The sequence below is a fragment of the Paramuribaculum intestinale genome (assembly GCF_030759015.1).
In the GTDB taxonomy this organism is placed as follows: domain Bacteria; phylum Bacteroidota; class Bacteroidia; order Bacteroidales; family Muribaculaceae; genus Paramuribaculum; species Paramuribaculum intestinale.
Map to the genome: position 1 here is coordinate 2,866,362 of NZ_CP098825.1, position 13,939 is coordinate 2,880,300.

The 13,939-nt window shown below is 53.0% G+C and carries 8 protein-coding genes; 3 read left to right on the forward strand and 5 right to left on the reverse strand.

Annotation, left to right across the window (positions count from 1 at the left end; translation table 11 throughout):
- Window position 1 precedes the first annotated feature (1 nt).
- The 3 genes from NF347_RS12910 to NF347_RS12920 are packed head-to-tail and all read right to left on the reverse strand — an operon-like array spanning window position 2 to window position 5,928.
- Window positions 2–3,220: a type I restriction endonuclease subunit R gene (locus NF347_RS12910; protein ID WP_107681789.1), complete on the reverse strand. Its 3,219-nt coding sequence runs from the start codon at window positions 3,218–3,220 to the stop codon at window positions 2–4.
- A gap of 4 nt (window positions 3,221–3,224) precedes the next feature.
- A complete protein-coding gene (locus tag NF347_RS12915) occupies window positions 3,225–4,361 on the reverse strand; it encodes a restriction endonuclease subunit S (protein WP_107681788.1) in 1,137 nt (378 codons plus the stop codon).
- Complete coding sequence (locus NF347_RS12920) at window positions 4,345–5,928, reverse strand: type I restriction-modification system subunit M (protein WP_306254290.1); 1,584 nt, start codon at window positions 5,926–5,928, stop codon at window positions 4,345–4,347. The genes NF347_RS12915 and NF347_RS12920 overlap by 17 nt, the downstream gene beginning before the upstream one ends.
- A gap of 341 nt (window positions 5,929–6,269) precedes the next feature.
- Between NF347_RS12920 and pyrH the strand changes: the two genes are divergently transcribed.
- Complete coding sequence (gene pyrH, locus NF347_RS12925) at window positions 6,270–6,980, forward strand: UMP kinase (protein WP_107036449.1); 711 nt, start codon at window positions 6,270–6,272, stop codon at window positions 6,978–6,980.
- Window positions 6,981–7,009: 29 nt separating this feature from the next.
- On the forward strand, window positions 7,010–7,567 hold the full coding sequence (gene frr / locus NF347_RS12930) for a ribosome recycling factor (RefSeq protein ID WP_107036448.1): 558 nt from the start codon (window positions 7,010–7,012) through the stop codon (window positions 7,565–7,567).
- 98 nt (window positions 7,568–7,665) lie between these two features.
- Here the strand turns inward: frr and NF347_RS12935 are convergent, their stop codons facing one another.
- Window positions 7,666–8,304: a DUF4294 domain-containing protein gene (locus NF347_RS12935; RefSeq protein WP_107036447.1), complete on the reverse strand. Its 639-nt coding sequence runs from the start codon at window positions 8,302–8,304 to the stop codon at window positions 7,666–7,668.
- A gap of 30 nt (window positions 8,305–8,334) precedes the next feature.
- The gene (gene nadB, locus NF347_RS12940) at window positions 8,335–9,921 is read right to left on the reverse strand and encodes an L-aspartate oxidase (protein WP_107036446.1); all 1,587 of its coding nucleotides are present in this window, start codon (window positions 9,919–9,921) and stop codon (window positions 8,335–8,337) included.
- A gap of 396 nt (window positions 9,922–10,317) precedes the next feature.
- On the opposite strand from nadB, the gene nifJ reads away from it, so the two are divergent.
- Window positions 10,318–13,821, forward strand: a complete 3,504-nt coding sequence (gene nifJ / locus NF347_RS12945; protein WP_371131563.1) for a pyruvate:ferredoxin (flavodoxin) oxidoreductase — start codon at window positions 10,318–10,320, stop codon at window positions 13,819–13,821.
- Window positions 13,822–13,939: the final 118 nt, after the last annotated feature.

Here is a 13,939-nt window from a genome sequence, read left to right on the forward strand (position 1 = left end):
CTTATGGTTCTGCGGCTATTGAAGTAGAATCATTTGAGTACGTTGAGTATGGGCGTGGCGAGGAGTGACGCTTGAAATTCTCGGCTTGTTCCAGAATTTCTTTGAATACTTCGTCGTGTATGATTGGCGGATAACCTGCGCTCGACAAAAGAATAATGATGTTCATCTTCAAGGTGTCTCGAATGTCGCCACGATTAGCCCAGTCAATAACGGATGCTTGCTGTTCGACAAGTTCCTTAACCTGTTTTGCAAGGTCGGTAAGCTTATCATCCGGGAACTTGTCTGCGAAGTCGTACTTGACAGCGACAGATTTTAATATGTCGAAGAAAGCCATCTCCTTGAAGTCGAGTCCAAGCGAGTCTCCTGCGGTTCTCGCGTTGTTGACATCAGCCATGAGGTCAACCATCTGCGAAACTACTTCGTCGATAACATCGTTGGCGAGGGCCGCATCGTCCGAGCGGTCGTTATACTTTTTCACTATTTCTTCGAGCCGTTTGGTGAAGTCAATGCCTTTTTGCTTATTGACTTTCTTAAGCGATTCAATCACCTGTTTAAGCAGTTGCTCCATGAGCTTGACCTGCGTATTCTTATAGGGAATTTGGCTCAACCGCTTCATGTACTCGGCTGAAAGCAGGTCTATTTCCTCGTCAGCCGATACACCGATATTCTGAATTTCCTCGACGGCTTCACTCGTCAATGCGTCCTTTATCATTTCGGCTACGCGGCGGTTCATCTGAGCCGCATCGGGAGCCTCGCCCTTGGTGAGTTTGAAGATAACGGAGCGCACGGCGAAGAAGAAGTGAATATCATCGTCTTCCTCTTTGATTATCTGCTCGGAGTTGCAGCATATGTTGTAAGCCTCGCGCATCTTTTTGCAATGGCGCATGAACTTGGTTTCCGACTCCTTGGTGCGCTGAATAAATTCAGCGGTCATATTGAGACAGTGTAGCTGTTCGAGCGGTTTGCCTAAGAAATAGAGCGACCAATCAAAGCCTGTAAACATACGGCGTAAGATGTCGAGTTCATCTTTCAGTATTTTCAGCGACTGCTCTATGGAGTCAAGCGAGTAACCCTCGACACCGCCTCCAGCGTAGTGGCTGAGTGCGGCGTTCATCTGTTTCTTTATGCCGAGGTAGTCCACTACGAGTCCTTTCTCTTTGCCGGGATAAACGCGGTTCACACGGGAGATTGTCTGAACGAGTGTGTGCATCTGCAATGGCTTGAAGCAATACATTGTATCAAGACATGGCACATCGAAGCCAGTTATCCACATGTCGACGACAATAGCGATTTTGAAATTGCTCTTTACAGCCTTGAACTGTTTATCAAGTCCTTTGCGATATTCGTCCGAGCCGAGCAAGTTCCACATCTCCTGTGGATCTTGCTTGTCGCGAGTGAGCACCATGCAGATGCGCGGCATCGGTTTGATTTCCTCGCGTTCCTTGTCGGTTAGGGTTTCGCCGTCGATACACTCCTTCACCTCCGTCCATTCGGGGCGCAGTCGGGTGATGGCCTGATAGAGATTCCACGCGATGGCTCGGCAACTGCATACAATCATAGCCTTGCCCTCGACTGTCGAACCCTCCTCAACGCGCTTCTCGTAATGCTCGACAATATCTTTGGCAATGTTGGCGAGCAAGTCGGGGTCGTTGAGAATAACGTCGATGCGCGTCATGCGCTTTTTGCTTTCCTCTATCTGATAGTCGGTCGCGCCCTCGTCCTTGCATTTCTTATAGTATTCCTCAATCTCCTTGACTTTCGAGGAATTGAGAATAACCTTTGCAGCGCGACCCTCATAGGCTATCTTACGGGTGATGCCGTCGGCAACGGCTTCTGTCATTGTGTAGCGTGTCACAATCGGGCCGAACACATCGATGGTATCATCCTTTGGGGTGCCTGTAAATCCTACATATGTGGCATTTGGGAACGAGTCACGCAGATACTTGGCGAAGCCGAAGTTGCGCTTCACTCCTTTTTCGGTTATGGTGGTTTTCTGCTCCAGTCCTGTCTGTGAGCGGTGAGCCTCGTCGGATATGCAGATGATGTTGGAGCGGTCGCTCAACAGCCCTGTGTTTTCCTCGAACTTCTGAACTGTGGTGAGGAAAACGCCGCCAGAGGTGCGGTTTGCCAGTTGCGTTTTCAAGTCTTCGCGGCTCTCTACCTGCATCACCGTATCATCACCGATAAACTTCTTGGCATTCAGAAATTGCTTGGCAAGCTGATCGTCAAGGTCTGTGCGGTCGGTGATAAGTACGATTGTCGGGCTGCTCAACTCTTTTGACTGCATAAGCTGTCGGGCGAGGAAAAGCATTGTGTAGCTTTTGCCGCAGCCGGTGGCACCGAAGTAGGTACCTCCCTTTCCGTCCCCGTTCCCGTTGATTTTGCTATGCCGGAGAATATTTTCAAACAAAAGTGTGGTGGCGAAATACTGAGGATAGCGGCACACCACTTTCACCTCGTCGGTGGTGGTATCGGGAAGGAATATGAAATGATGTACCACATCGAGCAAACGCTCTTTGCGGAACAATCCCTGCATCATCGTGAACATGGAATTGAAGCCGCCCTCTACTTCCTCATCGTCGTGCTCCACCTTGCGCCATGTGTAGAAGTATTCGTATGGTGCGAAGAACGAGCCGAATTTATTATTAACGCCGTCACTGATAACAACAAAGGCATTATAGCGGAACAGGCTCGGAATGTCGCGACGGTAACGGATGGTGAGCTGGTCGTATGCGTTCTCAATAGTGGTGTTCTCTTTGATTGCGCTCTTGAACTCCAGTACCACAAGAGGAATACCATTGACGAATACAATTCCGTCGGGGATGCGCAGATGGTTTTCTTCTATCTGAAATTGATTGACAAACTTAAAGAGGTTGTTCTTGGGGTTATTATAGTCAATCAAGGAAATAAAAAGGTTTGGCTTGGAGGTGTCCTCGCGTTTGATTGCGAAGCCTTTCATGATAAGGCGTATCGCTTCGGTGTTCTGTGCGTAGACACTGCCGCCCTCAGTCGATTCGAGGTGGTTTATGGCTGCGGATATTTCGTTCTCGGTAATACCGTCAGCTTCATACCGCTCACGCAGAAAAGAGCGCAGGTCTTCGTAAAGAATGACATCGCGAGAATCGCGGACGATGGCTTCCCCATGTACATAATCGTAGCCCTGCTCTTTGAACAAGTCTACGAAAGCGGTCTCCAATTGCGGTTCGTTAAATGCTGACATGGTATTATAGTTTGGAGAGTTTGGAGAGAAGTAGTGTCTTAGAATTAAGAAGAATATTAATTTCGGCTTCAAGCGAAGATTGATATTCTAAAATCGGATTACATAATGTGTGAAATTTTAACACATCATTTTCTGCCGGAATCACACAAGTCGTAGGCCGAATCATAGAACAGTAGAGTCGCGTTTGATTAGTGCTACCTTGACAAATATTTTTGAAGTGCGATTCCAAATTAACCAATGTAAGAAAAATATAGTCAACCCATATTTTCGACTTTGCTCGAACAAGTGTCATATTGGAGTCAAAAGTTAGATTCACTGGATTGAACTTTATAATGCCGACTCTTCCGAGTGTTCCTTCTCCAGTTGAATTAATTATAACGTCACCTTTCAGACACTGGATGGCGGATGATTTTGGAATGTGACAACGAGCCTTTGACAAATCGAAGGTGTGATTATAATTACACTTCTGCCCAAGTACCCGAAAATTACTACATTCAATATAGTTCGGTATGGTTCCGGCTGAAATAGTTTCTACAGCATCCTGAATCGTACCCATGCGCCAGCCTGCGGGGAGGTTTTCGGGGTCGATGTTGTCGACGAACATGTGGCGGTAGATAGTTTGGGCGGTGGCTTCGAGTGTGGCTATGAGGCGGCGGTTGCTTTCAATCCGCCGCTCGATGGCCTGATACTCCGCTACTATCTTCCGCTGTTCCTCTATCGGAGGTACAGGCAACATGACATCACACATTTCTTCCCACTCGAAGTATTCGTGTGCGCTGCCGTGAGATTTGAAACGAGCGTAGCGGTCAAATTCGGGTCGCTTAAACCACATCATCAAATAGTACGGGTTAAGCAACTCCTCATTCTTTATCTTAAAGGTGAGATAAGAAGCGGAAACCGTACAATCTTGGCCATCTCGATATGCAATGGAAATTTTATCGCCATTGCGAGTGGTGGCTCGGTTGTAGGCGAACCAACCTCTGCGCACTATCTTATCGGCAACAGAGTTTTCAGCAACTTGTCGAGGATCCTGAAAATATTTGAGATTACAGATACCCTGAGAAAGTTTGACCGACAAATCACGGTTGCGAGCTTCCACAACTTCTATATAGTCGCCGAGCCGCTTATAAGTCGATTTCATAGCCAAGGGTTTTGAAAACATCAAGGAGTTCGGCACGGCTGTCTGCTTCTTCTTTTAGAATGTCGGCGAGTTCGGATTGAAGAGCCGACATTTTAGTTTCATAATCAACGGTTTCATCGTTGTTAGCAAACTCAATGTATTTGCTCGGAACAAGCGAATATCCTTTACCTGCCACTTCTTCAAGAGATGCGGAATAGCAGAACTCAGGAATGTCAGCGTATGATTCGGTATGTCCCTCTCGCTGCCAGTTGTGGTAAACATTGGCAACTTCTTCAATTGTTTCCGGCGAGAACTGAACATATTTCTTTTCAAAAGGAATACCTCTGCGGCGCAAATCCATGAAAAGGATTTCGTGCTCACGGTCACGATAATGGATTTCCTCACCATTGCGAGTAACTACGCGAGCTTTCTTGTTGGCATTGAGAATCCATAGAGTAACGGAAATATCGGTGGAGTAAAAGAGATTGTTGGGGAGTATTATTATCGCCTCTACAAGTCCGCGCTCTATCATCTTACGGCGGATTGCACCCTCGGTGCCGTCGGCACTGAGCGCACCGTTGGCAAGGATGAAGCCGGCCACACCGTTGCAGGAAAGTTTGCTTGCCATGTTGAGAATCCAGCCATAGTTGGCGTTGGAGGTGGGAGGTATGTCGAAGCCGTTCCATCGGGGATCATCGGTGAGTTGATTTTCGGCTCGCCAGTCCTTCTGATTGAACGGTGGGTTTGCCATGATAAAGTCAGCTTTCAAGTCCTTGTGGCGGTCATCTGTGAAAGTGTTGGCGGCATACTCGCCGAGATTGGCCGCAATCCCCCGGATTGCGAGGTTCATCTTGGCGAGTTTGTAGGTGGTCTTGGTAAACTCCTGACCATATACCGACACATTACGGCGGTTGCCGTTGTGACGTTGAACGAACTTCATTGACTGTACAAACATACCGCCCGAACCGCAGCAGGGGTCGTAGATAATGCCCTCGTATGGCTCTATCATTTCGGCAATGAGGTTGACAATGGTTTTGGGCGTATAGAATTCGCCCTTACCTTTGCCCTCCTTGATGGCAAACTTGGAAAGGAAATATTCGTAGACGCGTCCTATTATGTCGTTCTCGGTATCATTTTCGAGAATAGAATCAAATCCGTCTGCCTTGTCAATCAGTGAGCCGAGTTTTTCCGACTCGATGCCGAGCGAACTGTAATAATTATTGGGGAGAGCACCGCGAAGCGGCTTGTTCTTTTTTTCAATATCGGCGAGTGCCTTGTCTAAAATCAGGGCGATGTCCGGCTGCTTGGCGTTTTCCTTGATGTAAGACCAACGTGCGGTTTCGGGGAGATAAAACACGTTTTTAGCTCCATAGAAAGCAACGTTATCAACGAAAGCCTCCTGCCCGGCGGCAATGATTTCCTGACGGCGTTTCTCGAAGTGGAAGCCCGCATATTTCAAAAATATAAGCGAGAGGACGACGTGCTTATACTCGCTCGGCTCAATAGAGCCGCGCAGAGCGTCACATGCCTTCCATAACATCTCCTCCATAGGGAGAGCTTCTTTCTTATTTAGTGTTTTCTTTGCCATATATAATAAAACTCCGGCGGCTGTTATCTGAGGGCTGGCTGTGCCTGCAACGACTGCTTGGAAGTTCCGAATGCTTCTTTGCAAGGCAAAGCGCCACGCGATGAGGTTGTGTGGCGTGTTTTGCCAATTTTTTAAGCTGTTTCGGCCATTTTCAGATGTTTGTCGTTGCGATAAATGCAAAGTTAGCTATTTTTATGAGACTGGAGCTATTTGGGGCAGGAAAAGCGTATGGAAAAAACTCTCATCTCTATGCCGGTCAGGTCTCTTTCGAAAATGTAGATGTATGAATTGCACAATTCGGGGCAAACGACTATTTTTGCAGAAACAAAAACATATTTGAGATGAGATCCAAATACCAGCGCGTGCTGCTCAAGCTGAGCGGCGAATCACTCGCCGGAGCCAAGGGCACCGGTATCGATACGGAACGCCTCGGCCAGTATGCCGAGCAGATCAAGGAGATCGCTTCTTCGGGCGTGGAGGTGGCTATCGTGATAGGCGGTGGCAATATATTCCGCGGCCTGTCGGGCGCTACGCGTGGGTTTGACCGTGTGAAGGGTGACCAGATGGGTATGCTTGCGACGGTGATCAATTCGCTTGCCTTGAGCTCGGCTCTTGAGTCGGTTGGGCAGCCTGCGCGCGTGCTGACGGCTATCAACATGTTTCCGATCGGGGAGCATTACAGCAAGTGGAAGGCTATCGAGGCTCTGAAGCGGGGCGAGGTGGCCATCATAGCGGGAGGCACCGGCAATCCGTTCTTCACCACCGATACGGGCAGCGCTCTGCGCGGCATAGAGGTGGAAGCCGACGTGATGCTGAAAGGAACGAGAGTCGACGGCGTGTACACGGCCGATCCGGAGAAGGACTCGACGGCCACCAAGTTCAGCGAGATAAGCTATGACGAGGTGTACAACCGCGGGCTGAAGGTGATGGATCTGACGGCTACGGCCCTGTGCAAGGAGAACGGTCTGCCGATAGTGGTGTTCTGCATGGATACTCCGGGCAATCTGGCCAAGGTGATAGCCGGCGAGCCGATAGGCACGCTGGTGTACTGATCTGATAATTAATATAAAAAACGACATATATGGAACCAAACGATTTTTTAGCTCCCGCAGAGGAGAAGATGGAGCTTGCAGTGGCTTATCTTGACGAGGCTCTGGCTCATATCCGTGCCGGAAAGGCTAATCCGAAGATCATCGACGGCATACGTGTGGAGTATTACGGCAGCGCTGTGCCGGTATCGCAGGTGGCCAATGTGGCTGTGCCCGATGCGCGCACGATCACGATCACTCCGTGGGAGAAGCCGATGTTCAAGGAGATCGAGAAGGCGATCATCAACTCCGAGCTGGGCATCACGCCCGAGAACAACGGCGAGGTGATACGCCTGTCGATTCCGCCGCTGACCGAGGAGCGCCGCAAGCAGCTGGTGAAGCAGTCGAAGGCCGAGGCCGAGCAGGCCAAGGTGTCGGTGCGCAATGCCCGCCGCGATGCGATCGACGGTCTGAAAAAGGCTGTCAAGCAGGGTATGCCCGAGGATGTGGAGAAGGACGCCGAGGCGAGCGTGCAGAAGCTTCACGACAAGTATCTGAAGCGTATCGACGACGTGTTCGCGGCCAAGGAGAAGGAGATTCTCACCGTGTAAACATACTCTTAACATGAGTCAAAAGTAAACATACTCTAAAGCGCAGAAGCCGTGTGCGGCATTGTGCCGGCGTCGCGGCAAACATATATGGAGGGCGGTCAGAGCAGGCCGTCCTCTACTTTTACGGCTATGCGTTCGATGATGGCGTCCTTGCGGTCGGTGTCGGGGTTGTAGTCGCCTTTGAGGTTGACTCCGAAGAAGCGTCCGAATGTCTGCCAGAATCCGGCTCTGAATGATCCGAGGAATGCCTTGATGATGTTGTAGGAGCTTTGGTCGGTTTCGCGTCGGATGAGTTTTATGAGCAACTGTGCCTGGCTTTTGGTGAATTTCTTAAGCACGGGCTTGTATTGCTTGAAGATCTCGTCCTCCATTTTCTTGAGGTATTCCTCGCGTTCGCGCTGTGTGGGGAATGTCTCGATGTATTCGTAGGTTTCAAGCAGCGTGGCGCATATAAGTTTGGCGTAGGGCAGTGTCTTCTTTACGTCGCGCACTGTGCGCCAGTAGAATTCTTCCTCTTTCTTGTTTTTGAATTTCAGCGGCGGGAATACGGTGATCTCGTTGAGCACAATCATCTTGACGTGCTCTCCGTCGATGTCGGTCCAGTAGTAGCCTTTGTAGATATTGCGCAGTGCCGAGGGGTTTTCGACCACCGGTACGGTGACTTCTACATCGGTCTGCGCGGCAGCTGTCAGTGCGGCCGCGACAGATAGCGTGAGATATGTCAGCAGTCTGCGCATGTGGGCGGGTGTAGTAGTTTTAATAACGTTTCAGGCGCCGGTTTCGTTGTGGGGGCGGGGAGGATAGTCGATGGTGTAGTGGAGTCCCCGGGATTCCTTCCGTTCCTTGGCCTGTCGCATGATGAGGTAGCCGACGTTGATGATGTTGCGCAGTTCGCATATCGCTCTTGACACTTTCGACTGTTTGAAGAGGCGTTCGGTTTCCTCGTAGAGTATGTCGAGCCGGTTCCATGCCCGGTCGAGTCGCAGGTCGGAGCGTACGATGCCTACGTAGGTGCTCATGATCTGTCCGACCTCGCGTGCGCTCTGTGTTATGAGCACCATCTCTTCGGGGTGTGACGTGCCTTCGTCGTTCCACAGGGGCACGTCGTCGCGCAACTGGTAGCCGTGGGCGTGTTCGATGGCGTGGCGTGCGGCGGCTTCGGCGTAGACCACAGCCTCGATGAGCGAGTTGGATGCCAGCCGGTTGCCTCCGTGGAGCCCGGTGCAGGAGCATTCGCCTACGGCATAGAGCCTGCTGATGCTCGACTCGGCGTTGGTGTCGACGACGATGCCTCCGCAGAGGTAGTGGGCGGCCGGTGCTACAGGTATGTAGTCCTTGGTGATGTCGATGCCGAGGGAGAGGCATTTTGCGTAGATGTTTGGGAAGTGGTGGCGTGTTTCCCCGGGGTCTTTGTGTGTGACGTCGAGATATACGTGGTCGTGCCCTCCGGCCTTCATCTCCGAGTCGATGGCGCGGGCCACGACGTCGCGCGGCGCGAGTTCGAGCCTGGGGTCATATTTTTCCATGAACCGCTCTCCTGCGGGGTTGCGGAGTATTGCTCCGTAGCCTCGCATGGCTTCTGTGATGAGGAACGACGGCCGGTCGCCCGGATGGAACAGTGCTGTGGGGTGGAACTGTATGAACTCCATGTCGCGGACGGTGCCTTTGGCTCGATAGACCATGGCTATCCCGTCGCCGGTGGCCACAAGCGGGTTGGTGGTAGTGGTGTAGACGGCTCCGACTCCTCCTGTGGCCATGAGTGTGACGCGGGAGAGGAATGTGTCGACGGCGCCGGTGTTTTCGTCGAGCACGTAGGCTCCGTAGCATGTGATGTCGGGGGTCCGTCGTGTGACTATCTTGCCGAGATGGTGCTGTGTGATGATCTCTATGGCGAAATGGTGCTCGAAGACGTCGATGGAGTCAGACTCCCTGATGCGTCGTATGAGGCTCTGCTGTATCTCGTAGCCGGTGTTGTCGGCGTGGTGGAGTATCCGGAATTCGGAGTGTCCGCCCTCGCGGTGCAGGTCGAACGATCCGTCCTCGCGTCTGTCGAAGTCTACTCCCCACTGCAGGAGCTGGCTTATCTGGGAAGGTGCCTCGCGGACTACTTTTTCGACGGCCTTGGGGTCGCTCAGCCAGTCGCCGGCCACCATGGTGTCGTGGATATGTTTGTCGAAGTCGTCGAGCTGCAGATCGGTGACCGATGCCACTCCTCCCTGCGCGAGGGCGGTGTTGGCTTCCTCGAGGGTGCTTTTGCATATGAGCGCCACTCGTCCCGTGCGGGCCACTTTGAGTGCGAAGCTCATGCCGGCTATGCCGCTGCCGATCACCAGATAGTCGTATTTTCTAACCATTGCGATTCGTGATATAGTAGTGTGCTCCTGACGGCGTGTGCGGATGCCGTCGGTAGACGGCGCAAAGTTACAAAATTATTTCTTTCGGTGTTGAAAATGTGGCGTTTTATGTGCCGTTGACGTGCGGTGCGGGCGGGTTGTTGGCATTGTGTGAGGTTTGTTGTGAAAAATTAATGGTGATAAGGGGCTGCGGAGGGGTCTCGGGGTGTTGATTTTTCGGAAAAAAGTTGTAACTTCGCGCTGCGTAGCAAAGTGTTCTGACGGCTGCGTATATGACATTATAACTAAAACCAGACTTTCATATCCATCTAAACAAACATAGATTACAGACTTATGAGTAAGGAAAAGAAATTCTTGACTTGTGACGGTAATCAGGCAGCAGCCCACATTTCGTACATGTTTACGGAAGTGGCGGCCATTTACCCGATCACCCCGTCGTCGACGATGGCAGAATACGTTGACGAATGGGCCGCAGCCGGCCGTAAGAATATCTTCGGCGAGACGGTTCTCGTGCAGGAGATGCAGTCGGAGGGCGGTGCAGCGGGTGCGGTTCACGGCTCTCTGCAGGCAGGCGCTCTGACAACGACCTACACTGCATCGCAGGGTCTGCTGCTGATGATTCCTAACATGTACAAGATAGCCGGCGAGATGCTTCCGAGCGTGTTTCATGTATCGGCACGCACGATCGCTTCTCACGCGCTGAGCATCTTCGGCGACCATCAGGACGTGATGGCGGCCCGCCAGACCGGCTTCGCCATGCTGGCCGAGGGTTCGGTGCAGGAGGTAATGGATCTGTCGGGTGTGGCTCATCTGGCAACGATCAAGTCGCGTATACCTTTCTTGAACTTCTTCGACGGCTTCCGTACCTCGCACGAGATCCAGAAGATCGAGATGCTCGAACAGGAGGATCTCGCTCCGCTGCTCGATCGCGACGCCGTGGCCGCTTTCCGCGACCGCGCTCTCAATCCTGATGCTCCCGTTGCCCGCGGCATGGCCGAGAACGGCGACGTGTTCTTCCAGCACCGCGAGTCGTGCAACCCCATATATGAGGCTGTTCCCGAGATCGTGGAGGACTACATGAAGCAGATTTCCGCCATCACCGGCCGCGAATATCACCTCTTCAACTATTATGGCGATCCCCAGGCCGAGCGCGTGATCATCGCCATGGGTTCGGGCACACAGGCCGCTCAGGAAGCCGTAGACCATCTGATGGCCAAGGGCGAGAAGGTGGGTCTGGTGAGCGTTCATCTGTTCCGTCCGTTCTCGGCGAAGCATCTTCTCGCTGCTATCCCCGCCACCGCGAAGCGCATCGCTGTGCTCGACCGCACCAAGGAGCCGGGCGCTCCGGGCGAGCCGCTCTATCTCGACGTGTGCGAGGTGTACAAGAACCGCACCGACGCTCCGGCCATCTACGCCGGCCGTTTCGGTCTGGCGTCTAAGGACACCACTCCGGCCGACATGATCGCCGTTTACGACAATCTGGCTCTGCCGCAGCCGAAGGATCACTTCACCATCGGCATAGTCGACGACGTGAACTTCAGCTCGCTGCCCCCGGTAGCTCCTATCGTGGTGAGCGACACGATGTTCGAGGCCAAGTTCTATGGTCTGGGTGCTGACGGCACCGTGGGCGCCAACAAGAACTCGGTGAAGATCATCGGCGACAATACCAATAAATACTGTCAGGCCTACTTCGCCTACGACTCGAAGAAGTCGGGCGGCTTCACCTGCTCTCACCTGCGTTTCGGCGACGAGCCTATCCGCTCCACATATCTGGTGACCACGCCCAACTTCGTTGCTTGCCACGTTCAGGCTTATCTGCATCTGTATGATGTGACACGCGGTCTGCGCGACGGCGGCACCTTCCTGCTCAACACTATCTGGAAGGGCGAGGAGCTGGCCAAGAATCTTCCCAACAAGGTGAAGAAGTACTTTGCCGACCACAATATCACCGTATATTATATCGACGCAACCAAGATAGCTCAGGAGATCGGTCTGGGCAACCGCACCAATACGATCCTCCAGAGCGCGTTCTTCCGCATCACCGAGGTGATTCCGGTGGATCTGGCCGTAGAGCAGATGAAGAAGTTCATCGTGAAGAGCTATGGCAAGAAGGGTCAGGATGTCGTGGACAAGAACTATGCCGCCGTAGACCGTGGCGGCGAGTATGCCAAGCTCGATGTCGATCCGTCGTGGAGCAATCTTCCCGAGGATGCCGAGGTGAAGAACAACGATCCGGAATTCATCAACAAGCTCGTGCGTCCGATCAACGCACAGGACGGCGACCTGCTCAAGGTGTCGGACTTCAAGGGTATCGAGGACGGCACATGGCAGCAGTCGACCGCCCGCTATGAGAAGCGCGGCGTGGCCACTTTCGTTCCCGAATGGATCGCGGACAACTGCATACAGTGCAACAAGTGTGCTTACGTTTGTCCTCACGCTGCAATCCGTCCGTTTGTGCTCGACGAGAAGGAGATGGCCGGCGCACCTATCGCCGAGGGCGATTCACTGCCCGCTATCGGCAAGACTTTCACCGGTATGCGCTTCGTTCAGGCTGTCGATGTGCTCGACTGTCTGGGTTGCGGCAACTGTGCCGACGTATGTCCGGGCAAGAAGGGTGAGAAGGCTCTCGTGATGAAGCCTCTGGAAACCCAGATGGACGTGCAGAAGGAGTGGGATTACTGCGTGAACGAGGTAAGCTCGAAGCAGGATCTGGTGGATGTGAAGGCCAATGTGAAGAACTCTCAGTTCGCTATGCCTTACTTCGAGTTCTCTGGCGCATGCTCTGGCTGCGGCGAAACTCCTTACGTGAAGCTGATATCCCAGCTCTACGGCGATCACGAGATGGTGGCCAATGCTACCGGTTGCTCGTCGATCTACTCGGGCTCTGTGCCTTCGACTCCCTATACAGTCAACAAGCAGGGTCACGGTCCGGCATGGGGCAACTCGCTCTTCGAGGACTTCGCAGAGTTTGGCCTCGGCATGTTTATCGCCAACGAGCAGCTCCGCCGTCGCCTGACCGAGACGATGAAGGCCGCTACGGAATGTCCGTCGTGCAGCCAGGAGATCCATGACCTGGCACAGCAGTGGCTTGACTCGGCCGACGACGCTGTGGCAACACGTGCCATCGCCGACAAGCTGATACCTCTGTGCGAGGCATGCGGCTGCGACATATGCAAGACCATTCTCGATCTGAAGCACTATATCGTGAAGCGTTCGCACTGGATCATAGCCGGTGACGGTGCTTCGTACGACATCGGTTTCGGCGGTCTGGACCACGTTCTCGCCAGCGGCAAGAATATCAACGTGCTCGTTGTCGACACGGAGGTTTACTCCAACACCGGCGGTCAGGCCTCGAAGGCTACTCCGGTGGGCGCTATCGCCAAGTTTGCCGCCAGCGGCAAGCGCATCCGCAAGAAGGATCTCGGTCTGATAGCCTCGACCTACGGCTACGTGTATTGCGCACAGATAGCCATGGGCGCCGACCAGGCTCAGACTCTTAAGGCTATCCGCGAGGCTGAGGCTTACGACGGCCCGTCGCTGATCATCGCCTATGCTCCCTGTATCAACCACGGCATCAAGGCCGGCATGGGTCACTCGCAGCTGGAGGAACAGAAGGCTGTGGAGTGTGGCTACTGGCACCTGTGGCGTTACAATCCCGCTCTCGAGGAGTCGGGTCAGAACCCCTTCACTCTCGACAGCAAGACTCCCGACTGGGACAAGTTCGAGGACTTCCTCAAAGGCGAGGTGCGCTATGCTTCGCTTGCCAAGCAGTATCCTGCTGAGGCTTCCGAGCTGTTCTCGGCCGCGAAGGCCAATGCCCAGTGGCGCTACAACAACTATCGCCGTCTGGCCCAGCAGCAGTGGGGCGTCGATCCTGAGGTAGGCAACCTGCCCAAGTGAATGAGACTGCCGTCCGTCAGCACTGACGGACAGTAGTTCCCGATAAAACGGTGTGCCATATATCCTGCATCAGCGGGATGTATGGCACGCTTCGTTTTATGTGCGGTTGATCGGTTTT

Coding starts and splice junctions, on each gene's coding strand:
- NF347_RS12935 (WP_107036447.1), bottom strand. CDS start 8,304: ATGCGCAGACTGCTGACATATCTCACGCTATCTGTCGCGGCCGCACTG.
- NF347_RS12915 (WP_107681788.1), bottom strand. CDS start 4,361: ATGAAATCGACTTATAAGCGGCTCGGCGACTATATAGAAGTTGTGGAA.
- frr (WP_107036448.1), top strand. CDS start 7,010: ATGGAACCAAACGATTTTTTAGCTCCCGCAGAGGAGAAGATGGAGCTT.
- nadB (WP_107036446.1), bottom strand. CDS start 9,921: ATGGTTAGAAAATACGACTATCTGGTGATCGGCAGCGGCATAGCCGGC.
- NF347_RS12910 (WP_107681789.1), bottom strand. CDS start 3,220: ATGTCAGCATTTAACGAACCGCAATTGGAGACCGCTTTCGTAGACTTG.
- pyrH (WP_107036449.1), top strand. CDS start 6,270: ATGAGATCCAAATACCAGCGCGTGCTGCTCAAGCTGAGCGGCGAATCA.
- NF347_RS12920 (WP_306254290.1), bottom strand. CDS start 5,928: ATGGCAAAGAAAACACTAAATAAGAAAGAAGCTCTCCCTATGGAGGAG.
- nifJ (WP_371131563.1), top strand. CDS start 10,318: ATGTTTACGGAAGTGGCGGCCATTTACCCGATCACCCCGTCGTCGACG.